The organism is Paenibacillus sp. FSL H3-0457 (genome assembly GCF_037981725.1).
GTDB classification, from domain to species: domain Bacteria; phylum Bacillota; class Bacilli; order Paenibacillales; family Paenibacillaceae; genus Paenibacillus; species Paenibacillus amylolyticus.
In genome coordinates, this window is the sequence record NZ_CP150283.1 from 169578 (window position 1) to 189567 (window position 19990).

The following is a 19990-nucleotide window of genomic DNA, read 5'->3' on the forward strand; positions in this document are numbered from 1 at the left end:
GTTCACAGCATGTGTTTAACGACTGTTTTCTCAGTGACGGAGACCCATAAATATGTAGTAAAACAAGCACAGATTTTCTAGCGACTTTTGTAGAAATATGATATATACTGACGAGAAAAATGAACTCACCTACGGGCGGTATGAGTAGGCTTCCGGTCTGAATTGAAGGCACTGAAGCAACATACTCCGCACATCGGGAGAATGCATTGGTATGGAGGGGACTGCACATGTACAAACAACTGGTGGACAGTAATGACAGAGCGGTAGAAAGAGGCATATCCCGGCAGATGCTTGACCCGGAAAGCCGTTACTATGGAGGGACAATTGATCCCTTCACAGGTGTTGCCTGGGTCAACCATACGACTGGAACGCCCACGGATATGTGTTACTGGGGAGCTGCGCTCTCCAATCCGGACTCTATCTACTACCGGGATGAATCGTTGTTAAATCGACTGCTGTTAGCTACGGAATTTGTACTCCGCTTCCAGCATGAAGACGGTTCAATATCGCCTGGCTGGACCAATTACCATTCCCCTCCAGATACTGCATTTGTCGTTGTAGGGTATTCACAGTTGTATCAGCTTCTTCAGCAACAAGAATGGGAGCCGCTTCAACCTGTATTGAACAATATGAGGCTGTTTCTGGAACGGACAATCCCAACCATGCTTACGGGAGGTTGTCATACGCCCAATCATCGCTGGGTGCTATGTGCGGCGCTTGGTTTCCTGCATGAAATATTTGATCTGGAGGAAGCTGTGCAGCGCGCAGAGCAGTGGATGGATGAAGGCATGGATATTACACCCGATGGGGAGTGGACAGAACGGAGCAATGGGATATACAGCGCAGTTAGCGACATCATGTTAATTCATGCTGCGCGCCTGCTCAATCGTCCTGAACTGCTGGAACCAGTGAGGCTTAATCTCCGCATGATGGTGTATCTTGTCCATCCAACGGGTGAAATTGTTACGGATTATTCAGGGCGACAGGATCTGGGCAGTGTTCATGATCTGTCACCTTATTATCTGCCTTATGCCATTTTGGCTCGGCTGGACGGTGATCCACTCTTAGCCGGTATGGCAGCCTGGGCTGGAGATACATTGACAGATCCGGGAGTATGTTCGGTGAATACGCTCATTCGATTAATGCTTGAGCCGGAGCTTCAACAGACCAATGACACACGTGATGCATTACCGGAACAGTATGAGGTCATGCTGAATGAACATTTTGTACGGGGAGAATATCTGGAGCAGATGGACGCAGTAGGGCATCACGGTCGTATTTCGCACAGTCGGATGCATACGGATTTTGGTGCTCCGGTAGCCCGAATTCGGGATGATGCTACAAGTGTGACTGTGATGACAGAAGTTCCTTCTTTCTTCGCGCTTCGTCATGGCAAGGTACGCCTGCTGGCTGTGCAACTGGCCTCTTACTTTAATCCAGGGTATGTACCTATGCAGCAAATGACGAGGCTGTCCGAAGGCTATCGACTAACTGGTGAGCAGAAAAAAGGTTATTACGGCCCAATCCCTGCGAACCTGCTGCCAGAATCGGCTGCATCAGATATAAGTCCATGGTATTTGTTACCTCATCAGAGTCGTCAGCTTACTCATGAGCAGACATTCCGTGTAGGAGCAGAATTACAGCCAACGGAAAACGGCTGGAACATGCATCTATCTGGACAGGAACCGGAGGACATTATGATGCAGTTATCCTTTGTATTCGGAAGCGAAGGTGAGCTGACCTGTGAGGACGCGATTGAAACGAGTGAGGGTCACTATTTGTGGAAAGGCGGTACATTACGCTATACCTGCGGAGAAGACTGGCTGGAGATCACCGGGGGCGAACTGGGTCATCTGGCGGCAACGGTACGTGAGGCAAAACTGCCGGACAAGTGTAAGGTTGTGCTGGTCAATTTCATGACGCCGTTTGATAAAACCCTTCATATTTCACTTTCTCCTTCGATGGCGTCGAAGATCTAGATTTATTAGATATTTAAGCCATAACAGTTAGAAGACCGAGCCCAAATGCTCGGTCTTCTTTTTTTACGAATGACGAATGACTGCAATTAACGTTCTAAAATGATATTCCCACTGTCGAGCTCAGTCCAGTAATGTATGAACTAGTATCATTTCAGTTGCTCTAACGCAGTTTCGATTGGTTTAGTGAACAGAGGATCATCTTTGGTTTTGCTCCAATAAACGATAAGAACATTTCCTTTCTCATATAGAAAAGGGAATGTTGTAAATTGGGCGCTTTCCATGTGTTTATTGAATTCTTTTGTCCCGTTGATGCGATCCTTTTCAGAATTGAAAATATAAAAATGTATAAATTCAGGGCTATAATATGGTTCTTCTTCCACGGGCACTTCAACGGAGTAGACCTCAGGTACAACATCATTTAATTTCAAAGGATACCCGGTTATACCAAAGGACACTAAATCCAGTTCTTGAGACTCGAGCGCGCTCAGTACATCCTCTAATGTGAACTTATTTTCTATGTTGTCTATATCTTTTGAACATCCATTCAAAGCAAACAAGCAGATTAAGATGAATATAAGTGGTTTTATCTTTGAGATTCTCAATATAACATCCCCTTAAAATATTTATTTTTTATTACATACGTGAAAAAGAGGCTGACCGTCAGAGCTAATATACGTTGTTTGATTTTTAATGGAGATAAACTACTAAAAAGGACAATAAGGATAATAATACCATAGGCCACTCTCATTATAACCGGTCCGAATCCAGTTAGACGCCGCGTAACCGACAAGAATGTACTAATGCAATGCTACAAAGAGAGTCTATGGCAAGTGAGTGTAGGAGTCTCTAGGTAAACATGGTTTTCCTTTGAATAAACAACGCTCCAAGGTGATAGGTTTCCGCAAAATGGAATATCATCTTCTTTTGCATTTTTTTCATAAACGACATGAAACTACATATTGAGAAGTGGGCCTTAAGATGTGTTATACTGAAGAGTATGAATGAAATGCAAAGAGGAGGTGCCTTGGAAGATGAAGGGCAAGCTAGTGCGGGCTGAGGGACACCTTGCCAATATTATACCGATTCACTTGGATGCTTCTTTCTTCTTTGAAAGAGCTGTCCGCTCGCTGGACCGTAATCATGTCGACAAGGCATTAAAATATTTTCGCAAAGCTGTTGAATACGAACCGGAAAATCCGGTAAATCATTGTAATATGGCGGGTATATTATCGGAGAAGGGGGATTACGAAGCCTCCAATGCCATTCTGGCTAACGTGCTGGAAGTGGTAGATCCGTCGATGACGGAATGTTATTTTTATATGGCGAACAATTATGCAAATATGGATCGGTTTGAGGAAGCCGAGCAAGCACTTGTTACCTATCTGGAGGAGGACACTCAAGGTCAGTTCATGACGGAAGCCGAAGAGATGATGGAGCTTCTGTATTATGAGCTGGATCGTCCGACTAAACTGAATCGAATCAAATCACGCAAAGGTGTAGTGGAGCACGATCAGGCACGGGAACTGCTGGAAGAAGGAAAATTTGCACAGGCTGCTGAATTGCTTGAAGGCATGTCTTCTGATTATCCTGATTACTTGGCTGCCCGTAACAATCTGGCACTCGCCTACTATTATATGGGTCTGTTTCCCAAAGCAAAAGAGACTATTGCCGAAGTGCTTGAACAGGAACCAGGTAATCTGCATGCACTCTGTAATCTGGCCATTTTCCATCAAAATGAGAACCGGGCTGATCAAGTGCTGCTTCTGATCAAAAAATTGCGGGTCATCGTGCCCTTCCAGCACGAACAAGTCTACAAACTGGCGACAACGATGGGAATTCTGGGCCAACACGATACGGCTTATGTTCACTTCCGGCGTTTGCTCAAGGACGAAGAGACAGCTGCTGATCCGGCACTTGCTCACTATGCAGCCGTGGCGGCTTATAATACAGAACGTTATGATGCTGCTGAGCGTTTATGGCATCATGTGTCCAAGCTTGATCCGGGTTCCGAAGTATCCCGGTATTATCTGTCAGGTCTTGAGGCTGTAAAACAAGGCGAGCAAGAGCCAGAGAAGCTAAGTTATCACTATCATCTGCCATTTGATGAGCAATTCAGACAGTGGGAGAACTACGGTAGTGGCATACCTGAAGAAATGAAGAATGATCCACTGATTCGCTCATCCTTCTTCTGGGCATTGCGTCATGGTGATCGGGCAACCAAGCTACAGGTTATTCATGCGCTTGGGATGATCGGTGACTATGAGGTGCAACAGGCTCTGCAATCCTTTATTGAAGAGCCTGGAGAAGAACAGGATCTGCTTGAGGTAGCACAAACTGTACTGAACGGATTGAAATCGGCTGAACATGAGGATCGGAATACTCAGGTGGTTCGACCCTTTTCTCCTGTAGCCTTGAAGTCTATTGGGAAGGTTCAATCCACATCAGAACAATCGGACACTGGTTCAACCTCCCATTGGCAGGCGGTTGTTGATCGTGCGTTACAGATGTCTGAAGCAAAGGCTGAGTTGCAGCAAGAGATGGAACGGCTCTGGACGGATTATGTATCCCGGGTACATCCGGAAGTTCCGGGTACGAAGCAGATTGAGGGTTGGGCTGCAGGACTTGAATATTTGGCAGCGAAGAATCACAGTCGGCCCGTTACCTATCAAAGCATTGCTGAACGGTATGGGATATCGGCATCAACGGTTAGCAAGTATGCTAAACAGATTCATTCGGTTTGTAACAGCAAGCCACCACTAGTATAGAAAGTTCGCTTCAACTCGTTTTCAGAAAGACATCATCAGGTGAAGGATACAACAACCGGGAAAACGGGTAAACTTAACGAATGGGCTTCGTAAACGCCTGTAGGGTATCATCTTGGCAAGTTCATCGCTAGTACAACACATTCTCACCTTAATTAAGGAGGCTGTATCTATATGTCTAAATACAGAACGATTGTGATCGGAACGGGACCTGCGGGTCTGACAGCAGCGATATATCTGGCTCGTGCTAATCTGAAACCACTGGTTATCGAAGGTCTTCAGCCGGGTGGTCAATTGACGACGACAACGGAAGTTGAGAATTTCCCCGGTTTCCCGCAAGGTATCATGGGTCCGGAACTGATGGACAACATGCGTAAGCAAGCTGAACGTTTTGGAGCGGAATTCAAAAACGGTTGGGTGGAAGAGGTTGATTTCAGCAAACCGCCCTTCAAGGTCAAAGTTGGAGGAATCGGTGAACTGGAAGCTGAATCGATCATTATCTCCACAGGTGCTTCCGCTCGTTACCTCGGTATTCCGGGCGAGCAGGAAAATGTGGGACGTGGCGTAAGTACATGCGCGACATGTGACGGCTTCTTCTTCCGAGGCAAAAAAATCGTGGTCGTGGGCGGTGGAGACTCCGCGATGGAGGAAGCGAGTTTCCTGACTCGTTTTGCAACAGACGTGACATTGGTTCACCGCCGGGATGAATTACGTGCATCCAAGATTATGCAGGATCGGGCTCGCAGCAATGAAAAGGTGAAGTGGGCGTTGAACCGTACTCCAATCGAGGTCGTACCAGAAGCTTTGGGTGTCAAAGGGCTGAAAGTGCGCAACAACGAGACGGGGCAAGAAGAGTTGCTTGAAGCAGATGGCGTATTCGTTGCCATTGGTCACACACCGAATACCGAATTCCTGGGTAATGCGATTGCACTGGACGAACATGGCTATGTTGTCGTTAAACCCGGAACAACGGAGACCAATATTCCGGGTGTATTCGCCTGTGGTGATGTCCAGGATACGAAGTATCGTCAAGCTATTACGGCTGCAGGATCAGGATGTATGGCCGCGATGGATTGTGAGAAGTTCCTTGAAGGAAGCATTGTCCATGATTGGAGCGAAACGTTGGATAAATAAGCATTACATGCGTGAGGTTAGGCATACGCTGGGAATAAGAGACAACGGGAAGTCTCATGAAATGAGAGAAGCCGGAAGGCTTCTCTTTTTTTGAAACTACAGTGGGCATGAGATCGTATACATATAGGGCATATTAGCTGTGAGGTGAAGATTTTGGGGGAAATGATAAAAGATTGGTTACAGAATGCGACAGTGAGACGATTTTTGATCTTGCTCTTGTTCTGTTTAATTTTGTTCAGTATGGGGAGTATGCTGCACATGATTCTGCTGTTGTTCCTGGTGACATATGTCATGAACAGGTTACAGCATTTCATTACAGGTGGTTTGAATCGGTTGTTTCCAATCAATTATAAAGTTGTGGTCATCCTACTCTATATGATTGTGATCGCAGTCATTGTGCTTGGCATTTCCAGATATTCACCACGGATCGTGGATCAGGTCGTCCAGTTGACAAACGAGATTATGAAATTTCTGGATAGTGCAGACGGTGATAATTTTGCATCCAAAATTGCGGGTTATCTTCAATCCTTCGATATTAAAAATTACACCAATGATGCATTGAAATATATTTTCGCTTTGAGCAAATGGCTGGAGTTTATTCTGCTCGTTATCATTCTGAGTCTGTTCTTCTTGTTGCAGAAGCAGGAGATATCCAAGTTCACGTCCAAGTTCAAAACAAGTAAAATTGGATGGTTCTACAATGAAGTTGCTTATCTGGGAGACAAATTCGTATCTTCTTTTGGTAAAGTCATTGAGGCGCAGCTTCTTATTGCGGTGTTTAATACAGTACTGACGATACTGGGCTTATGGATTCTGGGTTTCCCGTATCTGTTCGCTCTGACCATTCTGGTGTTCATGCTCAGTCTGGTTCCCGTTGCGGGGGTTATCATCTCACTTGTACCGCTCTGTCTGATTGGGTATCAGATGGGTGGACTGAAATTAAGCATTATTGTGATCATCATGATTATTGTTATTCATGCTTTGGAGACGTACTTCCTGAACCCAAAACTGATGGCACACAAGACCAAATTGCCAATGTTCTACACCTTTATCGTACTAATTCTGTCGCAACACTTCCTGGGGATCTGGGGACTGATCATTGGTATTCCGATCTTTGTCTTCCTGCTCGATATTCTGGATGTGAACAAGATGGAGAAGACGGAAGAGCCGGTACGTGTAGAAACGAAGTTATAACGTAGAAAAATCAACTGAGTCAGCCCAATTTCTACAATTTCAGATTTTCATAAAAGTAAGGGAGCCTTCCTGTGGATGGAAGGCTCTTTTTTTGTTGGCAATACCGTCATTAGATAGCTTTCTGCGTAAGAATGACAGGTGGCGGGGTGCATAAGATGAGTCACCTATATGAGGGGACGATGTTGATCTTTTATGAATGGAACGAGTGAAGATGCAATATCATGAGTTGAGGCTTCCTCTGTTATAGAGGAAGGAATGAAGCGTGCGTTTATAAATGAAGGTAATGAGGATGTATACGTATTCAAAAACGGTGTGTGATGTGGTTCACAACCCCGGCGGAGCAGGAGGTACTAGAGGTCTTCTCGTCTTGACCCAGGCGTATCCTTCAATTATAGTTGGTACGTAGGACTTAAACTATTTTAGATAGATAAAGGTGGCTTGCAGCATGTCTGAGAAAATCTACGTTGGGGTCGATCTCGGCGGAACAGCAATCAAGGTCGGTATATGCGATGAACAAGGTCAGCTAATGCATACGTATGAAGGACCGACTGAAGTGGATAAGGGCGTAGACACGGTCATCGCCAACATCGAGAAGTATGTCCGACATATCGTAGCCGAATCACCTTACAGTTGGGAACAGCTTGAGGGTGTAGGTGCTGGAGTGGCCGGTTTCACGAATGTACGCGAGGGAATTATCGTTCATGCCCCTAACATCGGATTTCGGAATGTGGCCATTCGTTCGATTCTGGAAGAACGTCTGGGCAAGCCAATCAAAATAGATAACGATGCAAACGTGGCTGCACTGGGTGAAGTCTGGGCAGGTGCCGGCAAAGGCGTAGACAACTGCGTATGTTATACACTCGGTACGGGTGTTGGCGGAGGCTTGATCCTGAATGGTAACATTTATCAGGGTTTCTCCGGTATGGCGGGAGAACTGGGTCATATCAGTGTTGTACCTGATCTGGAAGCCATCAAATGCGGTTGTGGTAAAATGGGATGTGTAGAAACAGTATCGTCTGCAACGGGTATTATCCGTATGGCAAAGGATGCCGTAGAGCGCGGGGATCATACGTCACTGGCACTCGTCGACAAGATTGCAGCCAAAGAAGTATTTGATGCTGCCAAGGCAGGCGATGAAGTGGCACAGCGCATTGTGAATCGTGCGGCCTTTTACCTGGGCAAGTCCATGGCTACTGTAGCAGCTGTCATTAACCCGGAGATGTTCATCATCGGTGGCGGCGTATCCAAAGCGGGCAATTTCTTGTTTGATGAAATCCGTACTGTGTTTGCTAAGCTGACGCCAGAACCGTTGCAAGATGGGGTTCAGATTCTGGAAGCTACACTTGGTAATAATGCAGGTATTGTGGGTGCAGCAGGTCTTCTCTTGCGTTCCTAGTATCCTCGTAACAATATATGAAGACAGCAATATGATAAGGAGGGGACATTTATGCTTGAAGGTGAAGGATCACCAGGCACAGGCGCCACGCTCATTATCATTACGGGCATGTCCGGAGCAGGTAAAACCATTGCAGTACAAAGCCTGGAGGATCTGGGTTTCTTCTGTGTGGATAATCTGCCGCCGGTATTGATTCCGAAATTTGCGGAACTAATTGAACAGTCAAACGGCAAGATTGGTAAGGTTGCATTGGTTATCGATCTGCGCGGGCGTGAATTCTTTACGGCTCTGTCCGAGTCTTTGAACTATATTAAAGATCATTTTACCATTCATTGCGAAATTTTATTCCTGGATGCTACAGATTCTGTACTTGTTCAGCGTTACAAAGAAAGCAGGCGCAGACATCCACTGGCTCCTGAGGGCATGCCGTTGGACGGCATCCGACTGGAACGCAAGATGTTGGAGGAACTCAAAAACTCTGCGACTCAGGTACTGAATACAAGTACAATGAAGCCTGCTCAACTGAAAGAACGTATCATATCCCGTTTTTCTCATCTCGAGAGCCAAATGCTGTCGGTGAATATTACGTCGTTTGGATTCAAGTATGGCATTCCGATTGATGCTGATCTGGTGTTTGATGTACGTTTTTTACCGAATCCGCATTATATTGATCATTTGCGACCGAATACGGGACAGAATAGTGATGTGTACGAATATGTTATGAAGTGGCCAGAGACACAGGCATTTCTGACCAAGCTGCTGGATATGCTGCATTTCCTGATTCCGCAATACCGGAAGGAAGGCAAAAGCCAGGTTATTATTGGAATCGGCTGTACCGGAGGCAAGCATCGTTCGGTAGCAATATCGGAATATTTGGGCAAGATGTTGGGAAGCAGCGAGACAGAAGCTGTTACCGTGAGCCATCGCGACGCTGACCGGGACCGTCATTGAAGAGGGTGAAGGGATGAAAGAGGCCGGACCACGAAGAGAACGTCCGAGAATAGTTGTAATGGGCGGCGGAACCGGATTATCCGTGATGCTGCGCGGTTTGAAAGAGAAGCCGCTGGATATCACGGCCATCGTCACAGTTGCAGATGACGGTGGAAGTTCAGGCATCCTGCGCAATGAGCTACAGATGCCGCCTCCGGGCGACATTCGCAACGTGCTTACGGCACTGGCTGATGTAGAACCATTGCTTTCAGATATGTTGAAGTACCGTTTCAATACAGGCGCGGGGCTTGCAGGCCACAGCTTGGGAAATTTGATTTTGGCTGCAATGACGGATATTTCGGGCGACTTTGTGACCGCAGTGCGGGAGCTTAGCCGCGTGTTTGCCGTTCGAGGTGAGGTATTGCCAGCAGCCGGGCAGGCCGTTGTGTTGCATGCGGAGATGGAAGATGGGACAATTATTACAGGTGAGTCCAAAATCCCTGAGGCGGGTGGACGCATCAAACGTGTTTTCCTTGAACCGGATCACGTGGAGCCGTTGCCAGAGGCAGTAGAGGCGATTCGTCAAGCTGATGCTATTCTGATCGGGCCAGGCAGCCTCTATACAAGCATCCTTCCCAATTTACTCGTACCTAAGCTTGCAGAAGCTGTGGTAGAGGCTGATGCGGTGAAGATGTTTATCTGTAATGTGATGACACAGCCGGGAGAAACGGATAACTATACGGTAAGTGACCACCTTAAGGCGGTACACGAGCATATAGGTCATCAGCTCTTCGACTATGTTATCGTAAATAATGGTGACATTCCGCTGCAAGTGCAAAATAAGTATGCGGAAAAAGGAGCAAAACCGGTTGTACTGGATATGAATGTACTCGAAAGTGCCGGTTATCAGGTGGTTGCAGATACCCTTGTTCTGTTCAAAACCTATCTGCGTCATGATGCCGACAAGTTAAGTCATCACATCTACCAACTGGTACAAAATTGGATGTTACGGAAGAGGTGAAGTCCCATGTCGTTTGCAGCACAGACCAAAAAAGAGTTAACCATGATCGAGAGCGAACCGTGCTGCGAAAAGGCGGAACTTTCAGCCCTCATCCGTATGCTTGGTGCAGTGCAGTTATCGAATAAAAAAGTGATCTTGGATATTTCGACGGAGAATGCCGCGATTGCAAGACGGGCATACTCTCTGCTTAAAAAGCATTTTCAAGTGCATACGGAATTACTGGTCCGCAAAAAAATGCGGCTGAAAAAGAACAATGTATATATTGTTCGTATTCCAACCATGGTGCAGGAGATTCTCAATAGTCTTCATATTGTATCTGAGGGCTTTCTCTTTACCCCAGGGATCAGTACGGAATTGTTTCAGCAAAACTGTTGTAAACGGGCCTATCTTCGCGGTGCATTTCTCGCAGGTGGATCGGTTAATAATCCGGAAGGTTCCTCGTACCACCTGGAGATTGCGTCTATGTATGAAGAGCACTGTCAGGCACTGGTTGACCTGGCCAATGAATTTCATCTGAATGCCCGGTGTATAGAACGGAAAAAAGGATTCATCCTATACATTAAGGAAGGCGAGAAAATCATTGAGCTGCTCAGCATCATTGGTGCTCATCAGGCCTTGTTCAAGTTTGAAGACGTACGGATTATGCGCGACATGCGTAACTCCGTTAATCGGATTGTCAATTGTGAGACCGCCAACCTGAATAAGACCATCGGAGCGGCGGTGAGGCAAATCGATAATATCCGGTTGTTACAAAAGGAAGTTGGTCTGGAATCTTTGCCTGAGAAGCTTCGCGAAGTGGCGGAGGTTCGACTGGCTCATCCGGATATTAACTTGAAGGAAGTTGGCGAGCTCCTTAAAGGTACAGTCAGTAAGTCGGGAGTGAACCATCGGCTTCGTAAAATTGATGAGCTGGCTGAGAAAGTACGCACAGAACGTTATGGTTAAGACGGAGTAGGGTAAAGTAACAAGGTCGGGAAAGTTAGCCCTTAAGGATCTGGGAGACTCACTTAGGTCATTGGATGAGCTGTGCAAAAGATGAAATTAGGGCAAGATAATGTCCTCCAAAGCACCCTGAGTTTTTTCTTCTAGTGTCCTGCACGGGTTAATGGTATAATGTTGTATAAATATAATTGTGTATTTAATGTCCAGATTTCATAATAGGGGGTAAGTTTCCATGACAAAGCACCCGGTAGTTGTCCGTTTGAAAACGGGTCTCCATGCCAGACCTGCGGCACTGTTCGTTCAAGAAGCGAATAAGTACTCGTCTGAAGTGTTCGTCGAGAAGGACGACAAAAAAGTTAATGCAAAAAGTATCATGGGGATCATGAGCCTTGCAATTAGCACAGGTACGGAAATCCAGATTAGTGCAGAAGGCGCGGATGCCGAACAGGCTGTAAACGCTTTAGTTAGTCTGGTAAGCAAGGAAGAGCTCGAAAACCAATAAGATATGATCAATCTAATGAAGAAGTCCCGAAAGGGGCTTTTTTGTGTTTTTCACGTTTATGCTATCGTCAAGTGCAACATTATGGAATTTGTCCCGTCTGTTAAGGTATCAAATCGTTTAAAGTTTGAGATGTTAACACATAAGGAGGCTATCGTGATGGGTAAACAATGGATGAAACCGTTTGGTGCGGTGCTGGTGGCAAGTACGTTGCTTGTTGGAGGAACAGCATGGGTTGCACCAGGTAACTATGCTTACGCTGCAGAGGTTCAGGGTGTACAACAGAATGTGATTAATGTTGTGGGTAAAGGTGAGATTCAGGTGAAGCCTGATATCGCTTATCTGTCCATTGGTGTGAACAGTACTGCAGAGACAGCTGCATCTGCTCAAAAAGCGAATGCTGCCAAAGTTCAAAAGGTATCCAACTTGCTGAAGAATACGTGGAAGATCAGTGCAGACGACATTCAAACGAGTCAGTTCTCTGTACAACCCAACTATACGTATAGCGAAAAAGACGGACAACAAATTAAAGGATATACAGCGCATCATACGCTGACAGTCACATATCGTCAGATGGACAAGATTGGCGAGTTGCTCGATGCTGCTTCGGGTGCGGGTGCCAACAATATTGAAAACGTACGCTTTACTGTAGAAAATCCGGAAAGTTATGAATCCCAAGTGATTGAAAAAGCTGTTGCCAATGCAGATGCGAAAGCGGGCGCCATTGCAAAAGCAGTTAAGCGTCAACTGGGTGCTGTTCTTTCCGTGAGCCAAGGTGATGCCAATGTGCCTGTATTCTATGCAAGCGAGGCGTTGATGTCCAAAGCACAAGATACAGCAGGTGGTACTGAGATTGAAACGGGCCAGGTTAAAGTAAGTACAATCCTGAATATCACGTATGAAATGAAATAAATAAGAGTGAACTAAGGATTGTAAACTCAAGAACCTTTTTAAGTGTCATTTGAAGGGTACAACGAAATAATGACAAAGACTTTGTCCTATGGACAGAGTCTTTTTTTGTTGGAAAAGCAAACTTTGATGAAGTTATATAGAAGGGTACCTTTTTGAAGCAACATGAAATGCTGTATATTGGTATCTTTTTTGTATAGTTGTTCGTGACAAAAAGGTCATATCCCCATATATTTTCCTACTGATATTCATCAACATTGTAACTCGAGCTGTAAACCTTTCCGAAATCGGGTTAATTATAATAGAGAGGTGAGCGTATGAGATATGCGATCAGGTCAGGATTACATACGCAATGATCCCTAATTGTGAATTCAGAGAGGAGTTTTATATATGACATCATGGAAAAAATGGACAAGTGCGTTGCTTGCAGCAGGAATTATTGTAGGTAGCGGTTCGGTGTGGCAGGACAGTTCGGTTCAGGCGGCATCGGTATCCTCGAAAGTGACAACCACAGCTGAGGTGACCCTGAAGTCGGGTGGAAAAACACTGACTCAAAAAGGACTTCTTCAAGGTGGTTCAACTTGGGTATCTCTTACGGCAGTTAAAGATGTGGCAGGTGGAACGCTGAAATATGATGCGAAAACCAAGTCATATACGGTAACGGCAGCCAACAATGCGATGACCGTTAGCCTGATGGATGGACAGCCAAACGTTTATATTAACGGTTATTACCCTCAGGTGGAAGCAAAATTGATTCAGGGTCGATTATATATCCCATTCTCGGCAATGAGAGATTATCTGGGTGTACAGGGGAATTGGGATGGCAAAACCAAAACGTTGACACTCAGCAAGGTGAAACAAAATAACGTTAAAATTAAAGCGGCAACAGTTAATGTTACTGTAAAAAATGCTGAAGTAGATGTTCAATATCCGCAAGTGAGTGGACTTGCCAGCAAAGAAGCTGAAGCGGCGATCAACAAAGTGCTGAAAGACGAAGTGGATGCTTATGTAGCTGACTTCAAGAAACAGACATCTGAATTCGGCGGTGCAACAGCCAACCGTCCATATGCATTTGAGAGCTCCTATGTAGTGACGTACAACGAAAAAGGCGTGCTGGGACTCATTACACAACGATATGAAGATTATGCTGGCGCTCATGGCATGACATACCGTACTGGCCACACCTTTGCACTGGACACAGGCAAGGAGCTTACATTAGATGATGTGCTGCAAAATAACAAAACCATGCGCGAGACGTTGAGTAAAAAAGTGGGTGAACAACTGAAAGCCCGCGGTGGATACCTCGACGGTTACAAAGGGCTGAATAAAGATCAAGATTTCTATGTGACACCAACGGGTGTAGTTGTGTTCTTCCAGTTGTATGAGTATACGGCGTACGCAGAAGGATTCCCTGAAATGCCATTTACGTATAAAGAGCTTCTCCCTAAAGGCACGGAACCTTTCAGTAATGTAAATGGAACCAAATAAAGAATCATTATTATGCACTCTTAAGTTTTCTTCCTTATAAAATGAAAAAAGAAGCCCCCATCATAATTATGATGAGGGCTTCTTCTCGTATAGACAACACAATTATATGTTGCTGATTACGTTAGGTGTTGATTATGTTAACGCATAGACCGTGGTCTACGTCACACTTAGATGCCTTGTGATCCTACGTTTTCGATGACTTTATCAATGATACCGTAATCGGCGGCTTCAGCAGCACTCATGAAGTAGTCACGATCTGTATCTTTCTCAATCCGCTCCAGCGGTTGACCTGAACGCTCAGAGATGATGCGGTTCAACGTATCACGCATTTTCAGGATGCGGCGAGCACGGATTTCGATGTCAGAAGCCTGACCTTGTGCACCACCAAGTGGTTGGTGAATCATAATTTCACTGTTTGGTAATGCAAAACGTTTACCTTTTGCACCGGCATTCAACAAGAATGCACCCATGGAAGCCGCCATACCTACACAGATGGTAGATACATCCGGTTTGATGAATTGCATTGTATCGTAAATCGCCATACCGGCTGTAATCGATCCGCCTGGGCTGTTGATGTATAAGTGAATGTCTTTCTCCGGATCTTCCGCAGCCAGGAACAACATCTGTGCCATAATGGCATTAGCCACTACGTCATTAACATCGCTACCAAGGAAAATAATACGATCCTTCAGCAATCTGGAGTAGATGTCGTAGGCGCGCTCACCCCGGTTGCTCTGTTCAACGACCATTGGAATAAAACTCACGTGAAAAACCTCCTTGGAATGTAAATGTTATTGGTGTTTATACTTAAACTGTTACCGTATTACCCACATAATAAACAATTCCAAACAAAAAGTCAAAGAAAGTCAAACTAACTTGCAAAAAAAAGAAACCTTTCCGGTTTCATTGGTTAAATGGGTTATGAGCTGTTAAATAAAAATGGCGCGCCCGCCAAGAATCGAACTTGGATCTCAGGCTTCGGAGGCCTACGTCATATCCATTGGACCACGGGCGCACATTAATTTGCTACCAATTTATGTAGCTTTCTAAATATATGACAGCAATAATGATTATAGCTCATGAAATATTTAATTGCAAGCAGTTCGTTGTGGTATTGGTTTGGATTAACCTAAAAATGATCATGATGAAGAAGAGTGGATAAAGAGTGCATTTAAGTAAATGCTATTAGAGGTTTTGGACATGCCGTATGAAATGTAATTCTGAGCGATATGTAGATTGAATTCATTTGTTTCTTCTATATATGGTATGTGTGAGCTAGTCCTAGATCATGGAAGTCTGGGATTGTGAAAATAGGCGCGTACAAACGCTGAATGCGTGTCGAAATAACACGTTGAAACACTTGCATGTCGCGTCAGTTTTAGGTAGAATAGACGTGGGACTTAAAAAGTTAACCCGGGACGTTTTAGGGCCACGAAAGAGAGCTTAGAACGAGAACTTGCGGGAGTGGAAAGCATGCGAACGATTTTAGAAGTACAAAAGCAGCTTCTGCCTGATCTCATGGATATCTTGAAAAAGAGGTATACGATTCTGCAACAGATCATGTTATCGGATGTGATCGGACGGAGAACGTTAGCTAATTCCATGCAGATGACCGAGCGGGTTCTGAGGGCTGAGACCGATCTGTTAAAGGCTCAGGGACTTATTGAAATTGACAGTGCAGGAATGAAGATCAGTGAGGCAGGGTATGATTTGCTGCAGCAGTTAGAGCCCGTAGCCAAAGAGCTGTTCGGATTATCCGAGCTGGAAGAGCGCATCAAGCAAGCCTACGGTCTGCAAAAGGTAGTTGTGGTTCCTGGTGATTCGGACGTTTCTCCATTTGCCAAAAGGGAACTGGGCAGAGCCGGAGCGAAGGCTCTCGGCAATATCATGAGTGACAACGACGTTGTCGCCGTTACTGGTGGTTCAACAACGGCCGAAGTCGCAGAACAACTAAATCCGCCAACATCGCTCAAAGGTGTCTGGTTCGTACCAGCACGCGGTGGACTTGGAGAAAGCCTTGAAATTCAGGCTAATACGATCGCATCCACAATGGCAAAACGGGTAGGGGCGCAATACAAACTCCTGCATGTACCGGATTTGCTCAGTGATCATGCCTATGAATCATTAATCCAGGACCCTAGTGTTCAGGAGATTCTGCAGCTGATCAGGCAATCACGGATTGTTATTCATGGAATTGGTGATGCCGTAGAGATGGCCAAAAGACGCAAACTTGCGACGGAGATTATAGATGAACTTCAGGAGCAAGGGGCCGTATCTGAATCTTTCGGTTATTACTTTAATGATCAGGGTAAGGTGGTACATACCATGCTTACACTGGGTATGCGACTTCAGGATATTGAACGAACCGATGTTGTGATTGGAATTGCAGGTGGCAAAAGCAAAGCTGCTGCTATACATTCCGTGTTACGATTTGGTCAGGAAGATATTCTGATTATTGATGAGGCTGCTGCCGAAGTCATCGTTGCTGAAATGGAATAAGGTTTTACTTTGTATCACAACTATTGTTGTCTTGACGGACTTCACCGTCTGTCTTGAATATATAAGTTTCATAAAAAATTAATCAAAACTTGGGAGGAACTTACTCATGATTAAAGTAGGTATTAACGGTTTTGGACGTATTGGACGCTTGGCATTCCGCCGTATTCAAAATGTAGCAGGCATCGAGGTAGTAGCAATCAACGACTTGACTGACGCTAAAATGCTCGCTCATTTGCTCAAATATGATACAACTCAAGGTCGCTTCGATGGCGATGTTGAAGTACACGATGGCTTCTTCAAAGTGAACGGCAAAGAAGTTAAAGTATTGGCTAACCGTAACCCAGAAGAACTTCCTTGGGGCGACCTGGGCGTAGATATCGTTCTGGAATGTACTGGTTTCTTCACAACTAAAGAAGCAGCTGAGAAACACTTGAAAGGTGGAGCTAAGAAAGTTGTTATCTCCGCACCAGCTACTGGCGACATGAAAACCATCGTTTACAACGTAAACCATGAAATCCTCGACGGTACTGAAACTGTAATCTCCGGCGCATCTTGCACAACAAACTGCCTGGCACCTATGGCAAAAACACTGCAAGACAAATTCGGAATCGTTCAAGGTTTGATGACTACAATTCACGCTTACACTGGCGACCAAAACACGTTGGATGCTCCACACCCTAAAGGTGACTTCCGTCGTGCTCGCGCAGCAGCTGAAAACATCATCCCTAACACAACTGGTGCTGCTAAAGCAATCGGTCTGGTAATCCCAGAACTGCAAGGCATCCTTGATGGTGCAGCTCAACGTGTACCAGTAGCTACTGGTTCCCTGACTGAGCTCGTAACTGTTCTGAACAAAAAAGTAACTGCTGAAGAAGTTAACGCAGCTATGCAAGAAGCTTCCGATCCAGAAACTTTCGGATACACAGAAGACGAAATCGTATCTTCCGATATTCAAGGAATCACTTTCGGTTCCCTGTTTGATGCAACTCAAACTAAAGTTCTGACTGTTGGCGACCAACAATTGGTTAAAACTGTAGCTTGGTATGACAATGAAATGTCCTACACTGCACAATTGGTTCGCACTTTGGAGCACTTTGCAAAAATGATTAAGTAATATCTGTAATAACATAGAGCGGAAACAGATGCTATATTGTTTCCGCTCTTTATATATCTACATTTTGCAAATTTCTCAAAAACACCAGGATTGACGAGGGATTTTAGCTCTTGATTGGTCCACCAAATACATGGGTGCGGAGGAAATACAGATGAACAAAAAAAGTGTACGCGATATCGAATTGACAGGAAAACGGGCTTTTGTCCGTGTAGATTTCAATGTGCCGCTCGAAGATGGTAAAATTACAGATGACAAACGTATTCGTGCAACGCTTCCTACAATCAACTTCTTGATTGAAAAAGGCGCTAAAGTCATTTTGGCAAGCCACATGGGTCGTCCTAACGGCGAAGTGGTTGAATCTTTGCGTTTGACTCCAGCAGCTGAGCGTTTGTCTGAATTGCTTGGTAAAACAGTTGTTAAAGCTGACGGTTCTGTTGGTGACGCTGTTAAAGCTCAAATCGCTGAACTGAACAACGGCGACGTATTGTTGCTTGAAAACGTTCGTTTCCACGCAGGCGAAGAGAAAAACGATCCGGAACTGGCAAAACAATTTGCTGAACTGGCTGACGTTTTCGTTAACGATGCGTTTGGCGCGGCTCACAGAGCACACGCTTCGACTGAAGGAATCGCTCACTTGCTTCCAGCAGTGTCCGGTTTGTTGATGGAGAAAGAACTTGAAGTGTTGGGTAAAGCAATCTCCAACCCTGAGCGTCCTTTCACAGCTATCATTGGTGGATCCAAAGTTAAGGACAAAATCGATGTAATCGACAACCTGCTGAACATTGCAGACAACGTAATCATCGGTGGCGGTCTGACTTACACGTTCTTCAAAGCACAAGGACATGAAATTGGACAATCCTTGCTGGATGATTCCAAACTTGATGTTGCTCTCGGTTTTATCGAAAAAGCGAAAAAATTGGGCAAAAACTTCTACCTGCCGGTAGATATCGTAGTGTCTGACGATTTCAGTGCGAAAGCAAACACACAAATCGTTGACATCGATGGTATCCCAGCAGATTGGGAAGGTATCGACATCGGTCCTAAAACACGTGAGATCTATGCTGATGTAATCAAAAACTCCAAATTGGTTGTTTGGAACGGACCAATGGGCGTATTTGAAATCGAGCCATTCTCCCACGGTACTCGTGCAGTAGCGGAAGCTTGCGCTGAGACAGAAGCTTACACTGTAATTGGTGGCGGTGACTCCGCAGCAGCAGCTGAGAAGTTCAAATTGGCTGACAAGATGAACCACATCTCTACAGGTGGCGGTGCATCGCTCGAGTTCATGGAAGGTAAAGTACTTCCAGGCGTAGTGGCATTGAACGACAAGTAAGTTTTAGTAGTCTATAGCATGAAGGAGTTGAAACCCATGAGAACACCGATTATCGCAGGTAACTGGAAAATGTTCAAAACGGTTTCCGAGTCCAATGACTTCATTCAGGAAGTTAAAGGAAAAGCGGAAGTTGAAGGCGTAGAAACTGTAATCTGCGCACCGTTTACAAATCTGCCATCCCTGGTAGAAGCGGTTAAAGGTACAAACATCAAAATTGGTGCACAAAATCTTCATTTTGAAGATAACGGTGCATTCACAGGTGAAATCAGCGGCGTGATGCTGAAAGACCTGGGTGTGGATTATGTCATTATTGGTCACTCGGAGCGCCGTCAATATTTTGCGGAAACCGATGAGACTGTCAATAAAAAGTTGCATGCAGCATTCCGTCACGGTTTGACTCCAATCTTCTGCCTTGGTGAGACGCTTGAAGAGCGTGAAGCGAACCAAACAAAAGACGTATGCAAAGTGCAAACAGTAGCTGCTTTTGCAGGTCTGTCTGCAGAGCAAGCGGCACAAGTTGTTATTGCTTATGAGCCGATCTGGGCGATTGGTACAGGCAAATCCTCCACTTCCCAAGATGCGAATGAAGTTATTGCTTACATCCGTACGCTGGTGAAGGATCTGTACAACGAGACGGTTGCGAATGCAGTTCGTATTCAATACGGCGGCAGTGTTAAACCGGAGAACGTAACAGAATACCTCGGACAAAGCGACATCGACGGCGCACTTGTTGGCGGTGCCAGCTTGCAGCCGGCTTCGTTCATCGCGCTTGTTGAGGGGGCGAAGTAAG

17 protein-coding genes and 1 tRNA gene are annotated in these 19990 nt (G+C 45.3%); 15 read left to right on the plus strand and 3 right to left on the minus strand.

Features of this window, described 5'->3' with window-relative positions; all coding sequences use genetic code 11:
- The first annotated feature begins 227 nt into the window (after positions 1-227).
- Positions 228-1979: a hypothetical protein gene (locus MHH25_RS00840; protein WP_340018869.1), complete on the plus strand. Its 1752-nt coding sequence runs from the start codon at positions 228-230 to the stop codon at positions 1977-1979.
- A 146-nt stretch (positions 1980-2125) separates the two neighbouring features.
- Here MHH25_RS00840 and MHH25_RS00845 read toward each other — a convergent pair whose 3' ends face one another.
- Complete coding sequence (locus MHH25_RS00845; RefSeq protein WP_340018870.1) at positions 2126-2581, minus strand: hypothetical protein; 456 nt, start codon at positions 2579-2581, stop codon at positions 2126-2128.
- A 429-nt stretch (positions 2582-3010) separates the two neighbouring features.
- Here MHH25_RS00845 and MHH25_RS00850 point away from each other — a divergent pair, with 429 nt between their 5' ends.
- The 10 genes from MHH25_RS00850 to MHH25_RS00895 all read left to right on the plus strand — a co-directional run bounded on the left by MHH25_RS00850 (position 3011) and on the right by MHH25_RS00895 (position 14254).
- Positions 3011-4744 (plus strand): tetratricopeptide repeat protein, encoded by a 1734-nt coding sequence (locus MHH25_RS00850; protein WP_076329606.1) that lies wholly within the window; start codon positions 3011-3013, stop codon positions 4742-4744.
- Positions 4745-4915: 171 nt separating this feature from the next.
- Positions 4916-5875: a thioredoxin-disulfide reductase gene (gene trxB, locus MHH25_RS00855; RefSeq protein WP_340018871.1), complete on the plus strand. Its 960-nt coding sequence runs from the start codon at positions 4916-4918 to the stop codon at positions 5873-5875.
- A 162-nt stretch (positions 5876-6037) separates the two neighbouring features.
- Positions 6038-7069, plus strand: coding sequence for an AI-2E family transporter (locus MHH25_RS00860; RefSeq protein ID WP_036616412.1), 1032 nt, complete (start codon positions 6038-6040; stop codon positions 7067-7069).
- A gap of 445 nt (positions 7070-7514) precedes the next feature.
- A complete protein-coding gene (locus MHH25_RS00865; protein WP_017691252.1) occupies positions 7515-8465 on the plus strand; it encodes an ROK family glucokinase in 951 nt (316 codons plus the stop codon).
- Between the two features lie 51 nt (positions 8466-8516).
- Positions 8517-9416 carry an RNase adapter RapZ gene (gene rapZ, locus MHH25_RS00870; protein ID WP_017691251.1) on the plus strand — a complete coding sequence of 300 codons (900 nt, stop codon included), beginning with the start codon at positions 8517-8519 and terminating at the stop codon, positions 9414-9416.
- A gap of 13 nt (positions 9417-9429) precedes the next feature.
- Entirely contained in the window at positions 9430-10416 is a 987-nt protein-coding gene (locus MHH25_RS00875) for a YvcK family protein (RefSeq protein WP_017691250.1), read from the plus strand.
- Positions 10417-10422: 6 nt separating this feature from the next.
- Positions 10423-11361, plus strand: coding sequence for a DNA-binding protein WhiA (whiA, locus tag MHH25_RS00880; RefSeq protein WP_036616210.1), 939 nt, complete (start codon positions 10423-10425; stop codon positions 11359-11361).
- A 229-nt stretch (positions 11362-11590) separates the two neighbouring features.
- Positions 11591-11860, plus strand: coding sequence for an HPr family phosphocarrier protein (locus MHH25_RS00885; protein WP_017691248.1), 270 nt, complete (start codon positions 11591-11593; stop codon positions 11858-11860).
- Positions 11861-12016: 156 nt separating this feature from the next.
- A complete protein-coding gene (locus tag MHH25_RS00890; RefSeq protein ID WP_340018872.1) occupies positions 12017-12769 on the plus strand; it encodes an SIMPL domain-containing protein in 753 nt (250 codons plus the stop codon).
- A 387-nt stretch (positions 12770-13156) separates the two neighbouring features.
- Positions 13157-14254, plus strand: a complete 1098-nt coding sequence (locus MHH25_RS00895) for a DUF4163 domain-containing protein (protein WP_340018873.1) — start codon at positions 13157-13159, stop codon at positions 14252-14254.
- A 167-nt stretch (positions 14255-14421) separates the two neighbouring features.
- Here MHH25_RS00895 and clpP read toward each other — a convergent pair whose 3' ends face one another.
- Together clpP and MHH25_RS00905 are read right to left on the minus strand one after the other, a co-directional pair.
- Entirely contained in the window at positions 14422-15018 is a 597-nt protein-coding gene (clpP, locus tag MHH25_RS00900) for an ATP-dependent Clp endopeptidase proteolytic subunit ClpP (RefSeq protein WP_017691245.1), read from the minus strand.
- A 176-nt stretch (positions 15019-15194) separates the two neighbouring features.
- Positions 15195-15269 (minus strand) — tRNA-Arg (locus tag MHH25_RS00905).
- 458 nt (positions 15270-15727) lie between these two features.
- On the opposite strand from MHH25_RS00905, the gene MHH25_RS00910 reads away from it, so the two are divergent.
- The 4 genes from MHH25_RS00910 (at position 15728) to tpiA (ending at position 19989) form a co-directional block, all read left to right on the plus strand.
- Positions 15728-16753 (plus strand): sugar-binding domain-containing protein, encoded by a 1026-nt coding sequence (locus tag MHH25_RS00910; RefSeq protein ID WP_036616216.1) that lies wholly within the window; start codon positions 15728-15730, stop codon positions 16751-16753.
- Between the two features lie 106 nt (positions 16754-16859).
- Positions 16860-17867: a type I glyceraldehyde-3-phosphate dehydrogenase gene (gene gap, locus MHH25_RS00915; protein ID WP_017691243.1), complete on the plus strand. Its 1008-nt coding sequence runs from the start codon at positions 16860-16862 to the stop codon at positions 17865-17867.
- A 151-nt stretch (positions 17868-18018) separates the two neighbouring features.
- The gene (locus tag MHH25_RS00920) at positions 18019-19200 is read left to right on the plus strand and encodes a phosphoglycerate kinase (RefSeq protein ID WP_036616219.1); all 1182 of its coding nucleotides are present in this window, start codon (positions 18019-18021) and stop codon (positions 19198-19200) included.
- 36 nt (positions 19201-19236) lie between these two features.
- Entirely contained in the window at positions 19237-19989 is a 753-nt protein-coding gene (tpiA, locus tag MHH25_RS00925; protein ID WP_036616221.1) for a triose-phosphate isomerase, read from the plus strand.
- Position 19990: the final 1 nt, after the last annotated feature.